Genomic DNA, 18,041 nt, shown 5'->3' with positions numbered 1-18,041 from the left:
CCATGACCCTCCTCGCCTCCCGCGACGAAGCCGATCGAACCGCTCCCCCCGCCCGAGGCACACCGGCCGATCCGCGCTGGGTCCGGCCGTCCGTGGCCGCGCTGCTGCTCACGACCGCGGTCCTGTACCTGTGGAACCTCGGGGAATCCGGCTGGGCCAACGCTTTCTACTCGGCGGCCGCGCAGGCCGGGTCGCTGAGCTGGAAGGCGTTGTTCTTCGGTTCCAGCGACGCCGCGAACGCGATCACGGTGGACAAGACACCGGCCGCGTTGTGGGTGATGAGCCTTTCCGCGCGCCTGTTCGGTGTCAACGCCTGGAGCGTCCTGGTGCCGCAGGCGCTGATGGGGATCGGCTCGGTGGCGTTGCTGTTCGCCGCGGTGCGGCGGACGTCCGGCCCGGCCGCGGGTCTGCTGGCGGGGGCCGTCCTCGCGCTCACCCCGGCCGCCGCGCTGATGTTCCGGTTCAACAACCCCGACGCGCTGCTGGTCCTGCTCCTCACCGCGGGCGCCTACTGCGTCGTCCGCGCGCTGGAGAAGGCGAGCCCGCGGTGGCTGGCGCTGGCCGGGGTCGCCGTCGGATTCGGCTTCCTCGCGAAGATGCTGCAGGCGTTCCTGGTGCTGCCCGCGTTCGGGCTCGCGTATCTGATCGCCGCGCCGGTCCCGCTGGGCCGCCGGTTGCTGCATCTGCTCGGGGCCTTGATCTGCACCTTCCTGTCCGCCGGCTGGTACCTCGCCGTCGTCGCGTTGTGGCCCGCCGCGGACAGGCCGTACATCGGCGGCTCGCAGGAGAACAGCCTGTGGGAACTCGCCTTCGGCTACAACGGTTTCGGCCGCATCACCGGTGACGAGGTCGGCAGTGTCGGCGGAGGCGGCGGGGGCGGCACGGGCTGGGATCGGTTGTTCGGCAGCGAGATGGCGGGCGGGATCGCCTGGCTGCTCCCGGCCGCCGTCCTCGCGCTGGCCACCGGGCTGTGGTTCACCCGCCGGGCACCGCGCACCGACCGCGGCCGCTCGGCACTGATCGTCTGGGTCGGCTGGTTCCTGGTGACCGCCGTGGTGTTCAGCTCCATGAGCGGCATCATCCACGCCTACTACACGATCGCGCTCGCCCCGGCGATCGCGGCGCTCGTCGGGATCGCGGGCACGCAGTTGTGGCGCGCACGGGGGAATCCGGCCGCCGCGGGTGCCTTGAGCGCCGGAATCGGGCTGACCGCGTTGACGGCGTATCTCCTGCTGTCGCGGCAATCCGACTGGCTTCCCGGCCTGTCGATCGCGATCCTCGTCGCCGGTCTCCTATGTGCTTTCCTGGTCTTCGTCGCAGCGCGCTTACCTGACGTGGCAAGGCGTCTGGTCGCCGTCGGCGCGCTGATCACCGTTCTGGCGGGCACCGGCGCGTACACCGTCGCGACGGCCGCCACCCCGCATTCGGGCGCACTTCCTTCCGCCGGACCGGAAACGGTCCGTGGCATGAGAATGGGCGCTCCCGGCGGCCTGCTCGGCACGAGCCTGCCCGGCGAAAACCTGGCCGCCCTGCTCCGGCGGGGAAGCGAGAACCACACCTGGACGGCGGCGACCGTCGGCTCCAACAACGCGGCGGGCTACCAGCTCGGCAGCGGGGCACCGGTGATGGCCGTCGGCGGGTTCAACGGCACAGATCCGGCACCCACCCTGGAACAGTTCCAAGAGTATGTCCGAAGTGGACGGATCCACTACTTCCTCGGCGACGGCATGATGATGCGCGGGGAGACCGGCAGCGACGCCGCCGAGCGGATCGCCGCCTGGGTCGCGGAAACCTACCGGCCGACCACTGTGGACGGCGTCACCGTCTACGACCTGAGCCGGTGAAACCCGTGCCGGAACACAGCGACGGCACAGCCGGGACACAAGCCGGCCTCAGCGCGATGGCCGAGATTGACGATATGACAGCCGCGATCATCTCCGGCGCCGAAACCGGCCGCCGCCCCGCCATCGCCCCGGACGGCTCGCCCGTCCTCGACGTCGTCATCCCGGTCTACAACGAGGAAACCGATTTGGAGCCGTGCATCCGCGGGCTGCACGCGCACCTCGTGGAGCAGTTCCCGTACCCGTTCCGGATCACCGTCGCGGACAACGCCAGTACCGACGGCACCCTCCGGGTCGCCGAACGGCTGAGCCGCGAGTTCGACGACGTCGAAGTCCGTCACCTCGAAGAGAAAGGCCGCGGCCGCGCGCTGCGTGCCGTCTGGTCCACTTCGGACGCTCCGGTGCTGGCCTACATGGACGTCGACCTCTCGACCGATCTGGCCGCGCTCGGGCCGCTCGTCGCACCACTGCTGTCCGGGCACTCCGACCTCGCCATCGGCAGCAGGCTCGCCCGCGGCGCGCGGGTGGTGCGCGGGCCGAAACGGGAGTTCATCTCCCGCTGCTACAACCTGATCCTGCGCGGCACGCTGGCGGCGAGGTTCAGCGACGCGCAATGCGGGTTCAAGGCGATCCGCGACGAGCTCGCCGAGCGCCTGCTCCCCCACATCCAGGACACCGGCTGGTTCTTCGACACCGAATTGCTCGTACTGGCGCAGAAAGCGGGGCTGCGGATCCACGAGGTCCCGGTCGACTGGGTGGACGACCCGGACTCGTCGGTGAACATCGTCGCCACCGCGACCGCCGACCTCAAAGGCATCGCGCGCCTGACCAAGGCGACGCTGACCGGCCAGATCCCGATCAGCGGCCTGCGCGAGCAGCTCGGCCGCGCGCCGATCCAGGTGCGGGCGCCGGGAGTGCCGCCGAGCCTGGTGCGGCAACTGGTGCGGTTCGCCGCCGTCGGCGTCGCCAGCACCATCGCCTACCTCGTGCTCTTCCTGCTGCTGCGGACGTTCACCGGCGCACAGGTGGCCAACCTCGTCGCACTGCTGGTGACGGCGATCGGCAACACCGCGCTCAACCGGCGCCTGACCTTCGGCATCCGCGGCCGGGAAGGCGCCGGGCTGCACCAGTTCCAGGGCCTCATCGTGTTCGGCCTCGGGCTCGCGCTCACCAGTGGTGCGCTGGCGTTGCTGCACACGATGACGGCACCGGGACTGCCGCTCGAGATCACCGCGCTCGTGCTCGCGAACCTCGCGGCCACCGTCCTGCGCTTCCTGTTGCTGCGCGGCTGGGTGTTCCGCCGCCGCACCGCCACCGAGATGGAGAGCTGACCCCATGACCACCGCACTCGCTTCCCGGGCGGAGCCTGGACACGTCGAGGAAAACGCCACGAAATCACCCGGCCGGTGGGTCCGGCCCGCCGTCGCCGGCGTGCTCGCCGCCACCGCGCTGCTGTACTTCTGGAACCTGACCGCCTCCGGCTACGGCAACTCGTTCTACGCGGCGGCGGTGCAGTCCGGCACCCAGGACTGGAAGGCGTGGCTGTTCGGCTCCCTCGACGCGGGGAACGTGCTGACCGTCGACAAACCCCCGGCCGCGCTCTGGGTCACGACGGCGTTCGCCCGGCTCTTCGGCTTCTCCAGCTTCACCGTGCTGGCGCCCCAGGCGTTGATGGGGGTCGCCTCCGTCGGCCTGCTGTACCTGACGGTGAAGCGGACCTCCGGACCGGTCGCCGGGCTGTTCGCCGGGGCGGCGCTCGCCGTCACCCCGGTCGCCGCGCTCATGTTCAAGTTCAACAACCCCGACGCACTGCTGACGCTGCTGCTGATCGCCGGCGGGTACTGCACGATCCGCGCGATCGAAAAGGCGAGCCCGCGCTGGCTGGCCTTCGCCGGTGTCGCCGTCGGATTCGGCTTCCTCACCAAGATGATGCAGGCGTTCTTGGTGCTGCCCGCGTTCGGGCTCGCCTACCTGATCGCCGCGCCGGCCTCGCTGGGCAAACGCTTGCTGCACCTGTCCGGAGCTTTGGGCGCGACCGTCCTGTCGGCAGGCTGGTTCATCGCGCTGGTCGATCTGTGGCCGACCGACTCACGGCCGTACATCGGGGGTTCGGACGGCGACAGCCTGCTCGAACTGGCGCTGGGCTACAACGGCCTCGGCCGGATCTTCGGCATGGGCGGCGGCGTGATGGTCGGCGGTCCGAGCGGGGTCGTGAGCGGCTCGGCCGGCGGGAACGTCGGCTTCGGCGGCGAGAGCGGCCTGACCCGGATGTTCGGTGCCAGCTTCGGCGGCGAGGTGTCGTGGCTGCTGCCCGCCGCGCTGATCGGGCTGGTGGCGGGGCTGTGGTTCACCAGGCGGGCCGCGGGGACCGACCGGACGAGGGCCGCGCTGATCATGTGGGGTGGCTGGATGCTCGTCAGCGCGCTGGTGTTCAGCTTCATGAGCGGCATCGTGCACCCGTACTACGCCGTCGCGCTGGCGCCGTCGATCGCCGCCGTGGTCGCGATCTCCGGGACCTCGCTGTGGCGCGGCCGGGCGCATCTCGCGCCGCGGGTCTTCCTGTCGCTGATGATCGCGGCCGGCGCCGTCTGGGCGTACATCCTGTTGGACCGCAACGCCGACTGGCTGCCCGCGCTGCGCTGGACCATCGCCGGGCTCGGCCTGGTGACCGCGACCGTCGTCCTGGTGGGTGTCCCGCCGATGCGGAAACTCGCCGCCGTCGTGGCGACGGCCGCCGTGCTGACCGTCGGCCTCGGCACCACCGCGTTCGGCGTCGAAACCGCTTCGCAGGCGCACTCCGGCTCGATCCCGATCTCCGGTCCGGCCGTGAACGACCCCCGCGGGATCGGCAGCATGGGAATGGACGAGGGTTCGTCGGCGGAGATCGGGGCCCTGCTCGCCGCGACCACGACGAAATGGGCGGCCGCGGCGCCGAGTTCGCAGTCCGCGGCGAATCTGGAACTCGCGAGCGGGAAGTCGGTGATCGGCATCGGCGGCTGGAGCGGTTCGGATCCGGCCCCGACACTCGCGGAATTCCAGCAGTACGTGGCGAACGGCGACATCACCTACTACGTCGAAGGAGGCCGCGGCGGTCCCGGTGGCGGCTCGGACGAGATCGCCGAATGGGTCGCGGACAATTTCGCCGCCACCACCGTCGGCGAGCAGACGGTGTACCGCCTGCTCTCCTGAAAATGCTTCGACAAGTGTTGGGGCGCACGGGAATCCTGGACGGCGTGAATCGGCCGTACCGCTGGGACCTCGTGCGCCCCGACCAGCTCGGGACGCTGCTGGAACGCGCCGAAAAACCTTCGCTGTGGTTCCTCGACGAGCTGATCGCGTGCGCCGCGAAGGTGATCGCCCGCGCGGGAGACGCGGACCTGTATTTCGTCGGGCGTTCCGCGGACAGCGTGCACGACCTGTTGAGCGGAACCCCGTGGCGGGACCGGATCCACCAGCTGCCGTTGTCGTTCGCGGGAGCCCGTGACGGCCTGACGGCCGCCGACGTGGCACAGCTGCGTGCCAATCTCACCGCGGCGGGGCTCAGCCCGTACGACCTAGCGCGCGGACGGCCGAAGGTGTTCGTCGACCTGGTCTACACAGGACAGACGTTCACCGAGCTGTACCGGCTGCTGCGCGACTGGATCGACGACGAACGCGAGGCCTGGAGCATCATCCGCGGTCGGCTGCGGTTCCTCGGGATCACCATCCGCGAGGACACGACACCGTCGGCGTTCCGGTGGCAGCAGCACTTCGACTGGCCCGCCGAACTGCCCGCGAACGGGGTCCGGAACATCTCGCTCGACTGGCCGGTCTGGCACTACTTCGGCGACGTGCAGGCGAAACTCACCGCGTCCTTCCCGCGGCCGCGCTGGTCGGACGAGAACGGCCGCGCGCCGGAGCATTCGGAAAAGCGGCTGCGGGGGCTGGCCGAAGCGGTCGCGATCGTCGAGGCGGGCCGCTCGAAGGCGGCACGGGACCTGCTGGTGCGGCACCTTCGGAGTGAACCGGCGATGGCGGAGAGCTGGCTGCGGACGCTGATCACCCGGCTGCGGTGACCGGCCGCGCGCGTGTCGTCCATCCAGACACGCGTGTCGTCCGTCTGATCACGCGTGTCGTCCCAGCAGTCACGTGAGACAGCCAGACGGGACCGACAGGCGGCTATCACCCCACCCTCAGGTCGTCCACAGGAAAGGGGCGGACGCTGGAAGCAGGCGGGTCACCCAGGGGTGAGGAGAAGACCATGAGGGAACTTCCACACTGGCACACGGCGAGCGCGCAGGGGCCGCGTGCGCACAACGCGGACGCCGTCGCGGCGTATGCGGCCGCGGGCGGCCGGGGAATCGTGTTCGCGCTGGCCGACGGAGTCGGAGATCACCCGAACGCGGCACGAGCGGCGCGGACGGCGGCTTCGGCGGCGGCCCGGACACCGGTCGAGCAGGGCGCCGCCGGGGCTGTTCTCGCTGCTCAGCGCGCTGTACTCGGGCTCGGCGGGACGGGTGACTGCGTCCTCGTCGTGGCCGTCCGGACCGACGAGGGGTATGGCATCGCGTGGGTCGGGGACGCGCGGGCGTACGCTTGGGATGGTCACACCGTGCGGCAAGTGACCAAGGACCATACGCTCGCGCAGTACTTCCGCGACCACGAACAGCCCGTGACACCGCGGATGGAACACGTCGTCACCACCAGCGTCCGCACGGCCGCCGCGCACGAGATCGGCACGGCCACCGTCACGACCGGCGGGCTCGTGCTCACCAGCGACGGTGTGCACAAGACGCTCAGCGGTCCGACCATGCTCGACATCCTCGGGATGCCGGACAGGGCGGCCACCGAGCTGGTGCGGACGGCGATCTCGCTCGGTGGCTCGGACAACGCCACCGCGATCGTGGTGGATCCGCCCAGTGCGGAGGTCACCACGGAAAAGTTTCGCGTCGCGGCCTGAACCGGGCGGTCAGGCCGCGACGCGATCCCGTTTCAGCTGCCGGTACTCGCGCAGCACCAGCACGACGATCACGACGTCGAGGGCGGCGAAGAACGGCAGCGCCAGCGAGTGCGTGTGGATCGCGCGGAAGATCTCGTAGACCACGAACGCCGAGAGCACGACGGCGGCGACGGGGTACGCCCGCATCACCTTCTTCGCCAGCGCCCAGACCAGGCCGAGTTTGATCAGTCCGTGCACGACGAGGTACACGACGGCGAACGTCCGCCCTTCGACGAAGTGGCCGGCGGCGAGTTCGAGGTGCCGGGCCAGCGTCCCTTCGGGGTCGCCGAGCAGGTCTCGGGTGACCACGGCGTGCGCGAACCCGGAGATGGCCGACGCCGGCACGAGCATCAGGACGAGCCCGCCCACCAGCTGCAACGCGCCGTCGAGCCCCTTCAGGGTGATGGCGATCCGGAACAGCTTCTCGGTGTTCATGGGCGCTCCCTCCGCGATCACCTCACCCTGCCCCACGTGACGGCCGTCCGCAGCCGCCGTCACCGGAACAGGCGGTCCCGGCAGGCCGGGCACCGCTCGTGCCGCGCGGTGCGGCCGGAGGGGTCCCTGCCGTAGAAGGGAAAGCACGGCGCTCCGCAGAGGGCGAGATAGATCCGACCGCAGCGCAGCGGCCGTCCGCCGACGTTGTGGGCCACGCTCAGCGACCGATGATGCTCGCCCGCTCCGGGCAGCCAGCCGTCGTCCGGCAGCTTCGCCAGCACACCGGCGTTGACGTCGTCCGAGCGGCGGAGCAGCGCGCCGCCGAGGTCGGTGAGCCGTTCCCCGAGATCACGGAGGACGTCGGCGCGCGGCACGTCGTCCTCCACCATCCGGGTGACGAACGTGATGTCGGTGCTCAGGGAGCCGTGGAGGTCCCGGAGCCGGTCGAGCAGGCGGTGATCCATGCCCTTCCATTAAGGCGTTGCGCCCCGGCAAGGAAAGGGTCAAGCCGCGTAGGTGACCCGCCCGTTCATGACGGTGGCCGTGACGGGGATGTCGCGCAGCCCGGCCGGGGACAGCCGCGACGGGTCCACCGCGGTGACGACCAGGTCCGCGACGTCTCCGACGGCCACTCCGGTCCGGCCGCCGGACGACGCCGCGAGCGCGGCCTCCAGCGGCATGGCCTGCTCGGGATGCCACGGCGGGCGGTCGTCGTCGGTGCGGCTGACCGCCGACGCGATCGCGTCCCACGGGTCCAGCGGCGCGACCGGCGCGTCGGAGCCGAACTCCAGCCGCACCCCGGCGCGATGCAAAGCGCCGTAAGGGAAGGCCCGATCGGTCCAGCCGTGCCAGTGCCGGTCGGCGACGTCGCGGTCGTCCGGCTGATGGGCGGGCTGGACGCTCGCCACGACACCCAGTTCGGCGAAGCGCGCGACATCCTCGGCGCACAGCAGCTGCGCGTGTTCGATGCGGCCCGAGCATCCGACGCCGTCGAAGGCGTCGAGCGCGATCTTGTTGGCGTGATCGCCGATCGCGTGCACCGCGGGGGAAAGACCGTATTCGGAAGCCTTGCGCATCAACGGTTCCAGCTCCTCGGGCGGCAGTTCGAGCAGCCCGTGGGACTCCGTTCCGGCGTAGTGGCCCACGCAGTACGCGGTGCGGGTGTTCAGCGAACCGTCGACGAACAGCTTGTACGGGCCGACCGTGAGCAGGCCGCCGGTGTCTTCGAGGACGTCGCCGGTGCGGTGACCGCGTTCGACGGCGGTGTCGAGCAGGTATTTCGCGATCACGCAGGAGATCCGGACCGGCAGGGGTTTCCGCGCCAGCCGTCGCCGCCAGTCGGTGACGGTGTCGGCGTACTCGTAGTCGACGATCTTGGTGACACCGCGGGCGGCCGCCGCGTCGAGCGCGTCGGCGACCCAGCCGTCGATCACGTCGTCGGGGGCGACCGGGAGTTCGGCCGTCGCGCTCATGCAGTCGTTCTCCAGCAGCACGCCGGTCGGATGCTCGCGGCCGATGAGCTTCAGCGCGGCCGGGCTGAGCCACAGCGTGTGGAGGTCGGCGCTGAACAGCGCGACCGGATGCCCGGGCAGCGCCTTCTGCAGCAGGTCCTTGTGCGGGGCGTCGGACCAGAGGCCGTCGCGGAACCCGGCGCCGAGGACGAGATGTCCGGGCGGCACGGGATTCGCCAGCAGATGGGCGAGCACGAGTTCGACCGTGTGCGCGGCCGAAGTCGCCTCCCCGAGCGGGATCCGGCGGCGCGCGGCGGACCACTGAGCGGTGTGCACATGCGCGTCGACGAGGCCGGGCAGCAGCGTGCCGCCGTGCCCGTCCAGGATCTCCGACGCCTCACCCGCCTGCCCCGGTCCCGCGATGGCCGCGATCCGCCCGTCCTTGATCAGCACGTCCGACAGGGAACCCGCCAAGCCGACCCGGACCCGGCGCAACAGAAGATCTTCCACGCCCTCACCTTGCCAGCCCGGCCGCGTTTAGTCCTCTGATTGCGATCCTCGCGCACGCCCCCGCCCGCGTTTAGCCCTCTGGATGCGGTGGTTCGTGATGCCAACTACCGCATCCAGAGGACTGAACGCGAGAGTTCAGGAGCGGGCGAAGGTGAGCTTTCCGAGCGCGGCGACCAAGGGCGCGAGTTCGGGGAGTTCCTCGGCGGCGGCGAGTGCCTCGGTGAGGACGGTGTCGTGCGTCGGCCGCGCGGCCGCGAGTAGTTCCTGCCCGGCCGGGGTGACCTCGGTGTAGATCCCCCGCCGGTCGTCCGGGCACAGGTACCGCTGCAGCAGTCCCCGGTCCTCCAGCCGCGACACCAGCCGCGTCGTCGCCGACTGGCTGAGCACGACGGCGTTCGACAGCTGGTTCATCCGCAGGTGGAACCCGTCCTGGCGGGCGAGCACGTCCAGCACGGTGTACTCGGTGACGGACAGCTCGTGCTTCTGTGCCAGCGCACGCTCGAGCGCGTCCTCGATCCGCGCGTGCAGTGCGGCCAGGGTCCGCCAGCCCTGCGCGCGTGCCTCCACGGCGTCGTCGGCCAGTGACACGGTTCACCTCTTCCCCGGTTGCCCAAGCTTCGTTGCGTCCTGCATCATCAAGCGTGTGCAATATACGGCGCGTGCAACTATTTCGGACGCTCGTAGTTGCTCACGCCAGTAACCCCACTCTACGGGAAGAAGTGAGAACCCCATGCCTGCCGCTCTGCTCGCATTGGCGATCAGCGCCTTCGGGATCGGCACCACCGAGTTCGTGATCATGGGCCTGTTGCCCGAGGTCGCGGCCGACTTCGGCGTCTCGATCCCCTCCGCCGGGCTGCTGATCTCCGGATACGCGCTCGGCGTCGTGGTCGGCGCCCCGGTACTCACCGCGCTCGCGTCGCGGGTGCCGCGCAAGACGGTCCTCGTCGGCCTCATGGTCCTGTTCATCGCCGGCAACGTCGTTTCCGCGCTGGCCCCCACCTACGGCCTGCTGATGACCGGCCGCGTGGTCGCCGCGCTCTCGCACGGCGCGTTCTTCGGCGTCGGCGCGGTCGTCGCGGCCTCACTGGTCGCGCCGAACAAGCAAGCCGGCGCCATCGCGATGATGTTCACCGGGCTCACCGTCGCCAACGTCCTCGGCGTCCCCGCCGGTACCGCGCTCGGGCAGGCGCTGGGCTGGCGCTCGACGTTCTGGGCGGTCAGCGCGCTCGGGGTGATCGGCCTGATCGGGATCCTCGCGCTGGTTCCCGTCCAGTCGACGACGAAGAGCGCGGGACTGCGCAGCGAACTGGCCGTGTTCCGGCGTCCGCAGGTGTGGCTCGCGCTGGCGATGACGGCACTCGGCTTCGCCGGGGTGTTCGCGTCCTTCACCTACATCGCCCCGATGATGACCGAGGTCGCCGGCTTCTCCCCCGGCGCGGTGACCTGGCTGCTGGTGCTGTTCGGCGCCGGGCTGTTCGCGGGCAACCTGGTCGGCGGCAAGGCGGCCGACCGGGCGCTGATGCCCAGCCTGTACGTCATCCTCGCCGTGCTCGCGGCCGTGCTGGTCGTGTTCGTCTTCACCGCGCACGCCCAGCTCCCCGCCGCGATCACCATCGCGGTCTTCGGCGCGGCCGGTTTCGCGACCGTCGCGCCGCTGCAGGCCCGCGTCATGAACAAGGCCGAAGGCGCGCCCGCGATGGCTTCGGCCGCCAACATCGCCGCGTTCAACCTCGGCAACGCCGCGGGCGCGTGGCTCGGCGGCAAGGCCATCGACGCGGGTCTCGGCTACACCGCGCCCAACTGGATCGGCGCCGGGCTCGCCCTCGCCGGACTGCTGGTCGCGGTCATCTCCGGCATGCTCGACAGCGGGCGGCGAAAGGCTCGTCGCGCCGAACTGGCCCCCGCCGCCTGACCCGCGAATACCCACGAAAGGAACGCAAGTGACCGACATTCCCACCGTCAAGCTCACCAACGGGGTGGAGATGCCGCAGCTCGGGTTCGGCGTCTTCCAGGTGCCGGACGAGGAGACCACCGCCGCCGTCAAGGCCGCGCTGGACGCGGGCTACCGCAGCATCGACACCGCCGCCATCTACGGCAACGAAGCGGGCGTCGGCAAGGCGCTCGCCGAGTCCGGGATCGCCCGCGACGAACTGTTCATCACCACCAAACTGTGGAACAGCGAACAGGGCTACGACGCCACGCTGAAGGCGTTCGACGCCAGCATGACCAAACTCGGCCTGGAGAAACTGGATCTGTATCTCATCCACTGGCCGACGCCGGAGCGCGATCTCTACCGGGACACGTGGAAGGCCTTCGAGAAGCTCTACGCCGACGGCCGGGTGCGCGCGATCGGCGTGTCCAACTTCCAGCCCGCGCACCTCGAACGGCTTCTCGACGCCGGTTCCGTGACCCCGGCGGTCAACCAGGTCGAGGTGCACCCGTACCTGCAACAGGCCGAAGTGCGCGAGTACGACGCGAAGCACGGCATCGCGACCGAAGCGTGGAGCCCGCTGGCCAAGGGCGGCGACCTGCTCGGCGAGGACGCGATCAAAGCGCTCGCTTCGAAGCACGGCCGCACCCCGGCACAGATCGTGCTGCGGTGGCATCTGCAGCTCGGCAACGTCGTGATCCCGAAGTCCGTGACGCCGTCGCGGATCAAGGAGAACCTCGACGTCTTCGGGTTCACGCTGTCGGAGGAGGACATCGCGTCGCTGTCCGTGCTGGACCGGGGCGAGCGCACTGGCCCGGACCCCGACACCTTCAACGTCGCCTAGCCCCTTCCCGCAATTGGTCACCTACTTGCGGCCTCGCGCGCCCAGTGAGCGCAAGTAGGTGACTGATCGCGTGTTCGCAGGTCGTGGGCGTAGCTCTTTGTTCCGGCACGAGCCCGCTGTGTAGCCGGTTACTATTCGGCCGCACAGACGGCACTTGTGCGAAAAGAGGTAACCGGACGATGCAGGCCCGAGGACGCGCCGTCCTCGCGACACTTCTGCTCGTGGCGTTCCCAGTGGTGGTCGTCGCGGTGGGTGTCGCCAGTGTGCTGGCGGGCCTGCGGATCCAGGGCAAGATCGGCATGTACGTCATGTTCGCCGGGCTCGCGGTCATGATCGCGCTGGGCTTCGGGCTGGTGAGCGCGTTGCGGGCGCGGCGTCCCCCGATCGAAGGGCCGCGGCTCGGCCGCGACGCCCATCCCGCGTTGTGGGAGATGATCGACGACCTCGCCGCCCAGGTGAAGACGCGGCCGCCGGACGAGATCGTGCTGATCGGCGAGATCAACGCGGCGGTCAGCGAGGACGCCCGGTTCCTCGGTCTGCGGCAGGGGCGCCGCACGATGCTGATCGGGCTGCCGTTGCTGGCCGCGATGAGCGTGAGCGAGCTGCGTTCGGTGCTGGCGCACGAACTCGGGCACTACAGCGGCGGCCACACCCGTTTGCTCGCGCTGACCTACCGGGGCACCCAGACGCTCGCCTTCACCGTCGACAGGCTGGACGGCGGCCCCGCCAGGGCGCTGCTCTCCGCCTACTCGAAGCTGTACCTGCTGGTCGCCCGGTCGGCGAACCGGCGGCAGGAACTGCAGGCCGACGAGGCGTCGGTGCTCGCGGCGGGCAGCCGGACGGCGGCCGCGGCGCTGCGGAAGGTCGCGACGCTGAGCCCGCTCTGGAAGGACTACGCCGAGCGCTACCTCTCACTCGGCGCGACGGCGCGGCGCACTCCCCCGGTGCTGCTGGGGTTCCGGTCGTACCTCAATCACCCCGTCCAGCGAGACTGGGTGGCCGAGTACGCCGAAGACATCATCGACAGCGAAGAGCTGTCGAAGTACGACAGCCATCCGCCCACGAAGCGCCGGATCGCCGCGCTGGCCGGTGTGCCGGACAACCCGGTGAAGCCGGACGCGCGGCCGGGCTGGTCGCTGCTGGGGGCGCCGAAGGTCGACGTGCCCGAGGCGGAGCTGGACGTGCTGATCCGCGACGTCGGGCCGCGGGCGGACTGGGACGAGGTCGTCAAACGCGCGGGCCGGGCGTCGGTGGCGGAGGGCGCAAGGCTGCTGACCTCGGCCGGGCTCGAAAGCAGGCTGGCGCCGCGCGGCACGATCGGCGAGGTCGTGCGGGTCCTGCGCGACGGCGACGCCGAAGCGCTCGCCAGACCCCTGCGGGCCCCGTCCCGCGAAGAGGGCCTCGAACTGCTGACCGAGCTGTTCGCCGACACCGTCACCGCCGCGATGATCGACAACGGCGTCGCCGCGCACCGCCTGAACTGGGGCGGCGGCTGGGAACTGTGCCTCGGCGACGGCGAGCCGTTCGACGTCGCCGAGCTGGTCGCCCCGGCGGTGCGGAGCCCGCGCGCGGTCGACGAACTGGTCCACAACCTGCAACTGCTGAACGTGCCCGCCGCGTACTTCTGCAAGCAGGAACCCCAGCCCGAGCCCGATCCCGCCGAAGCACGGATGCTCGGGCTGTTCACCGCGCTGAAGGCCAAGCGGAGGCTCTACGACCTGATCGTCTGCGACACCGAAGTGATCTTGCTGCCGATGGCGCGCTCGGTGCTGGTCCGCCGCGGACTCGCCGGCCTGATCGGGGCGCGCGGGGTGTCGGACCGCAAACGGATCCGGAAGCTGCGGGAGCGCGGCCTCGACGATCTGCGCGCCGAACCGGGCGCGCGGCGGATCCCGTTCACGGACATCGTCGCGGGCGGTTTCCCCCGCCGGAAACTCACCGTGTACCTGACGATGGAGCTGTCCGACGGCGAAACACTGGAACTCGCGATCACCGGCAACACCGAGGACTTCGGCACGGCCCACGACGAACTGAAGGCGTTCTTCAGCTCACTGAAGGCCTGAGGCCGGGCGGCGCCAGTGTCACTCCCGCGTACTCGTTCTCCTGGTAGTGAGCGCCTCCTTGCCTACTCTGACGGCAGGGAAGGAGGCTTTCGCTACTTTCAGATGTGATCTCTGGTGACGGTGGGACGACTGTGACCTCGGCGCCGGTCGTGAAGTACATGAAGGCCCCCTTCCTTGCGCTAGACGCAAGGAAGGGGGCCTTCATGTACTTCGGCAAGGCGTGTCTTGATGCCGCACTCGCGAGTGCGGTGTCGCGTCACCCAGCCCACCGTCTCACCCTAAACACGACACGTTTGCCTTACCCCTTACGAATCCCACCGCACGAGTGACTGCCCGGCTTGCCCGCCGGAAGTACGTGAAGGTCGAGTTTCCTCGGCTGAGCCGAGGGAAGGGGTCCTTCACGAGCCGCCGCCGTCACTGGTGGTGCCAGAGGGACCGGCAACCTAGAGCTTGAACCCCACGCCGCCGAGGCTCAGGTGGTTCAGCTCGGTCAGCGGCGCGAGGCGGGGACCTTCCGGCCACCATTCGTGCAGGTGGACCACGCCGGGCTCGAGGATCTCCAGCCCGTCGAACAGGGACTCGATCTCCTCGCGGTTCCGGTGCACCGTGCGGTGCCCGGTGCTGCCCATGAGGTCGTCGAGTTTCCGCGCGAGCGCCGCGCGGGCGCCCTCGCCGGGGGTGAAGTCGTGGGTGATCAGTACGTAGGACCCCGGTGCGATCGCGTCGACGTAGGCGCGGACGACGGCCTGCGCCTTGCCGAAGTCTTCGATGTGGTGCAGCACGGAGTTCAGGATCACCGCGACGGGGCGGTCGAGTTCGATGTACTCGGCGACCACCGGATCGGCGAGGGTCTGCTCGGGATCGGTCAGATCAGCGCCGCTGACGTGGACGAGGTGGTCTTCCAGCAGTGCCAGCCCGTGTGCCTGGACGACCGGGTCGTGGTCGACGTAGACGACCAGCGCGTCGGGGTTGTACCGCTGCGCCGCCTGATGGGTGTTCTCCGCGGTGGGCAGGCCGGAGCCGAGGTCGAGGAACTGGTCGATGCCGCGGGCGCCGGCGAGGAACCGGACCACCCGGTTCGCCCAGGAGCGGAACTCCTTGGCCATCGCGGCGGCGTCGGGGGCGAGGGCGAGCACGTCGTCGACCGCCCGCCTGTCGACCTCGTAGTGGTCGTGCCCGCCGAGGAGGACGTCCTTCATCCGGGCGAGGTTGGGCTTGCTGTAGTCGAGGGGAAGCGGGCGCCTCGGCACAGACCGGACCTCGTCCGAAGTCATGGACACGTTCCACCCTTCAGCCGCGCACGGGCCACGTGAACGTGCCCACGGCTCCCTCGACATCGACGGACCGTACACAGATTACGACATGGCGTGCATCCCCGTGAACCTCCCCAAGGGCCTTGCCCACCTGCGACGATCACCCGAAGGCGAGCTCACGCCACGTGCCACCGCCGTCGGTGGTGCGGTACACGGCCGATCCGCCGTCGGCGTCGGGCAGCCCGTCCACGACCACGCCCACCCGTTCGTCCGGGAAGTCCAGGTCGTTGAGGCAGACGCCGCGGCCGCTGAGCTCCGTCGTCGTCCAGGTCGCGCCGCCGTCGGCGGTGCTGTGCAGGAATCCGGTGCCGCCGCCTTCCGCCGCGACGGTCGCCGACGTGGGCGACGCCGCGCTGAAGCTCTGGTTGATCCCGAGGGTGGGCGCCTGCGCCGTTCCGGTGAAGTGGCCGCCGAGCTTCGGCGCGCGCCACAGCCGCCGGACGGTCGCCCCCGGCTGCGGTGTCCCCGGTCCGCCGCTGCACAACGCCAGCACGTGCCCCTGCCGGACTCCGCTCAGTGAAGCCGCGCTGTCCGCCGGGCAGGGCGGCGGCGCGGGCGCGAAGGTCAGGCCGTCGGACGACGTCCAGTACTTCTGGACGCGGTAGTCCGCTCCCATCGACACCTGGATCCCGCCGCTGGTGGCGACGTCCCCGTAGGTGGACGAGCCGGTGACGGTGAACCCCGGGACGGGCTGGAGGAGCCGCGTTCCGGAGATCCCCGCGTACAGCGTCGTCGTCGACGGGCTACCGAAACCTGTCACCATCGCGAACACCCGAGGCCCCGCTTCGGTGATTTTCGAAATATAGAAGGGCTCCCGAGCTCCGGCGAGCCGGACCTCGGACCACTTGCCGCCACCGTCGCGGCTGGCGAGCAGCCGGGTGCCGTCGGAGAGGTAGACGTCGCGTTCGTCGACCACCGTGAGTTTGACCTGATTGTGGTTGTCCGGCAACGAGATCGGCGGTTCGCCGACGCGCCGCCACCGCTTCCCGCCGTCGGCCGTCGACAGCAGGGACGCGCACCATCCCGGTCTGCCACAAGGAAAGAAGCCGAGGACGAAGCCGCGCAGCGGTCCGGTCCAGCTCGTCGAAGCGGGAGCGAAACCCTTGGGCACAGCCGAATCGGCGGCGGCGGGCGGAGTTAAGACGGCCAGGGCGGTCAGTGCGATGGCGGCGAGCGCGGCCCACCGGTTCGGCTTCATGACCAACGAGACGTCCGGCCCCCGCCGGGGTTGCCCGCCGTTCGGGGTGAACCCGCAGATCATCTCCGCTACGCTGTCGAACCTTGTTTCACCCGGGGCCGGACCGGGTATACGGCGTTCGGCCGGTGAGACGGAGGTAGCACCGATGGACGACGCGGGTCCGCGCGCTGACGGTGAGGTCGAGGACCCCGGCGAGCCCGACGCCGGGACCACCGAGCGACGGTTCAGCCTGAACGTCCACGACCCGGACCATCTGCCGCGCAGGCTCGCAGGCCGGTACGAAGTCGGCGAACTGCTCGGCCGCGGCGCGACCGCGCGCGTTTTCCGCGCCTACGACCTGCGCGAAGGGCGCGAAGTCGCGTTGAAGCTGTTCCACGCCGACACGATGCTCCGGGACGAGCGCCGCCGGGAGCAGGAGATCGAGACCCTCAGCGCGGTCCGCCATCCCGGGCTCGTCCCGCTGTACGACGCGGGCTCCGACGACGGCTACACCTATCTGACGATGCGCCTGGTCGACGGGCCGAATCTGGCCCAGCGCCTGCGCTCGGGCCCACTGTCCCAGGACGTGGTCGTCGAACTGGCCGCCCGGTTGACCGACGCGCTCGCGCACGTCCACGCGCACGGCATCACCCACCGCGACCTGAAACCGGCGAACATCCTGATGGCCGGCGACGGCCCGCTGATCGGTGATTTCGGGGTCGCGCACGCCTTCGACGCGACCAGGGTGACCGAGACCGGCGGTGTCGTCGGCACGGCGGCGTACATGGCGCCCGAACAGGTCCGCGGTGAGAACGTCGGCCCGCCCGCCGACATCTACTCCCTCGCCCTGGTCCTGCTCGAATGCCTGTCCGGGGAACGGGAGTACACCGGGACGCCGGTCGAAGCCGCGGTCGGACGGTTGCACCGGCCGCCCCGGATCCCCGACGGGCTGTCGGTGACCATGACGACGCTGCTGCGCGGGATGACCGCGCGGAAGCCGTCGCAACGCCCGACGGCCGCGGCGATCTCGCGGATCCTCCTGGAGGATTCCACCGGGACGAAGGTCGTCCATCTCGCGCCCGCCACCCGCAGGCGGGCGGCCGTGGTCGCCGCCATCAGCGCGCCCGCCGCCGCGATCACCATCGGTGTCCTGCTGGCGGCCAACCAGACCGGGGCGAACCCGCCGGCTCCGCCGGCCGGAATGTTCCCCCCGGCGGCGACCGGTTCGTCCGCTCCGGTGGCAGGTCAAGGAGCGCGGTCCTCGGAGGCCGTCGAGGTGCCCACAGGCGGCGTGAACGCGCCCCAGGGCACGGTCGCGGTGACCGAGGCCGTCCCGGTTTCCGCGAATCCACCGGCCACCACCGAAAGCACCGGCGCCACCTCGACGCCGAAAAGCACGACCGCTTCCAGCGACCGGCCGGAAACCTCGGTCAAACCGAGCAAAACGAGACCCAACCCGCCGACCAAGAGCAGGCCAGGGCCACCCGGCTGAGCGACCG

At 70.4% G+C, this 18,041-nt stretch carries 15 protein-coding genes; 9 read left to right on the top strand and 6 right to left on the bottom strand.

Features of this window, described 5'->3' with window-relative positions; genetic code table 11:
* Positions 1-2: 2 nt before the first annotated feature.
* From DMH03_RS17405 to DMH03_RS17385, 5 genes are all read left to right on the top strand, one after another.
* On the top strand, positions 3-1,844 hold the full coding sequence (locus DMH03_RS17405; protein WP_199748913.1) for a glycosyltransferase family 39 protein: 1,842 nt from the start codon (positions 3-5) through the stop codon (positions 1,842-1,844).
* 74 nt (positions 1,845-1,918) lie between these two features.
* Positions 1,919-3,172: a bifunctional glycosyltransferase family 2/GtrA family protein gene (locus DMH03_RS17400; protein ID WP_199748912.1), complete on the top strand. Its 1,254-nt coding sequence runs from the start codon at positions 1,919-1,921 to the stop codon at positions 3,170-3,172.
* Positions 3,173-3,176: 4 nt separating this feature from the next.
* Positions 3,177-5,030 (top strand): glycosyltransferase family 39 protein, encoded by a 1,854-nt coding sequence (locus tag DMH03_RS17395; protein WP_125793087.1) that lies wholly within the window; start codon positions 3,177-3,179, stop codon positions 5,028-5,030.
* Positions 5,031-5,074: 44 nt separating this feature from the next.
* The gene (locus DMH03_RS17390) at positions 5,075-5,896 is read left to right on the top strand and encodes a hypothetical protein (RefSeq protein WP_233611545.1); all 822 of its coding nucleotides are present in this window, start codon (positions 5,075-5,077) and stop codon (positions 5,894-5,896) included.
* Between the two features lie 185 nt (positions 5,897-6,081).
* Positions 6,082-6,780 (top strand): PP2C family serine/threonine-protein phosphatase, encoded by a 699-nt coding sequence (locus DMH03_RS17385; protein WP_125793085.1) that lies wholly within the window; start codon positions 6,082-6,084, stop codon positions 6,778-6,780.
* 9 nt (positions 6,781-6,789) lie between these two features.
* On the opposite strand, the gene DMH03_RS17380 is transcribed toward DMH03_RS17385, so the two are convergent.
* The 4 genes from DMH03_RS17380 to DMH03_RS17365 form a co-directional block, all read right to left on the bottom strand.
* Positions 6,790-7,254: a DUF2127 domain-containing protein gene (locus DMH03_RS17380; RefSeq protein ID WP_125793084.1), complete on the bottom strand. Its 465-nt coding sequence runs from the start codon at positions 7,252-7,254 to the stop codon at positions 6,790-6,792.
* A 59-nt stretch (positions 7,255-7,313) separates the two neighbouring features.
* Positions 7,314-7,718 (bottom strand): hypothetical protein, encoded by a 405-nt coding sequence (locus DMH03_RS17375; protein ID WP_125793083.1) that lies wholly within the window; start codon positions 7,716-7,718, stop codon positions 7,314-7,316.
* 39 nt (positions 7,719-7,757) lie between these two features.
* Positions 7,758-9,215 carry an amidohydrolase gene (locus DMH03_RS17370; RefSeq protein WP_125793082.1) on the bottom strand — a complete coding sequence of 486 codons (1,458 nt, stop codon included), beginning with the start codon at positions 9,213-9,215 and terminating at the stop codon, positions 7,758-7,760.
* Between the two features lie 135 nt (positions 9,216-9,350).
* Entirely contained in the window at positions 9,351-9,803 is a 453-nt protein-coding gene (locus DMH03_RS17365; protein WP_125793081.1) for a MarR family winged helix-turn-helix transcriptional regulator, read from the bottom strand.
* A 142-nt stretch (positions 9,804-9,945) separates the two neighbouring features.
* On the opposite strand from DMH03_RS17365, the gene DMH03_RS17360 reads away from it, so the two are divergent.
* From DMH03_RS17360 to DMH03_RS17350, 3 genes are all read left to right on the top strand, one after another.
* Positions 9,946-11,127: an MFS transporter gene (locus DMH03_RS17360; RefSeq protein WP_125793080.1), complete on the top strand. Its 1,182-nt coding sequence runs from the start codon at positions 9,946-9,948 to the stop codon at positions 11,125-11,127.
* Between the two features lie 28 nt (positions 11,128-11,155).
* A complete protein-coding gene (locus DMH03_RS17355; RefSeq protein WP_125793079.1) occupies positions 11,156-11,989 on the top strand; it encodes an aldo/keto reductase in 834 nt (277 codons plus the stop codon).
* Positions 11,990-12,210: 221 nt separating this feature from the next.
* Positions 12,211-14,052 (top strand): M48 family metalloprotease, encoded by a 1,842-nt coding sequence (locus tag DMH03_RS17350; protein WP_233611544.1) that lies wholly within the window; start codon positions 12,211-12,213, stop codon positions 14,050-14,052.
* Positions 14,053-14,495: 443 nt separating this feature from the next.
* On the opposite strand, the gene DMH03_RS17345 is transcribed toward DMH03_RS17350, so the two are convergent.
* Together DMH03_RS17345 and DMH03_RS17340 are read right to left on the bottom strand one after the other, a co-directional pair.
* Positions 14,496-15,326 carry an SAM-dependent methyltransferase gene (locus DMH03_RS17345; protein WP_125793955.1) on the bottom strand — a complete coding sequence of 277 codons (831 nt, stop codon included), beginning with the start codon at positions 15,324-15,326 and terminating at the stop codon, positions 14,496-14,498.
* Positions 15,327-15,465: 139 nt separating this feature from the next.
* The gene (locus DMH03_RS17340; protein WP_125793954.1) at positions 15,466-16,563 is read right to left on the bottom strand and encodes a hypothetical protein; all 1,098 of its coding nucleotides are present in this window, start codon (positions 16,561-16,563) and stop codon (positions 15,466-15,468) included.
* Between the two features lie 145 nt (positions 16,564-16,708).
* Here DMH03_RS17340 and DMH03_RS17335 point away from each other — a divergent pair, with 145 nt between their 5' ends.
* On the top strand, positions 16,709-18,034 hold the full coding sequence (locus DMH03_RS17335; RefSeq protein ID WP_125793077.1) for a serine/threonine-protein kinase: 1,326 nt from the start codon (positions 16,709-16,711) through the stop codon (positions 18,032-18,034).
* The last annotated feature ends 7 nt before the right edge of the window (positions 18,035-18,041 follow it).

The sequence above is a fragment of the Amycolatopsis sp. WAC 01376 genome, assembly GCF_003947415.1.
Taxonomy (GTDB): domain Bacteria; phylum Actinomycetota; class Actinomycetes; order Mycobacteriales; family Pseudonocardiaceae; genus Amycolatopsis.
The sequence above is the reverse complement of the archived record's forward strand: the minus strand, read 5'-3'. Positions and strand labels throughout refer to the sequence as shown.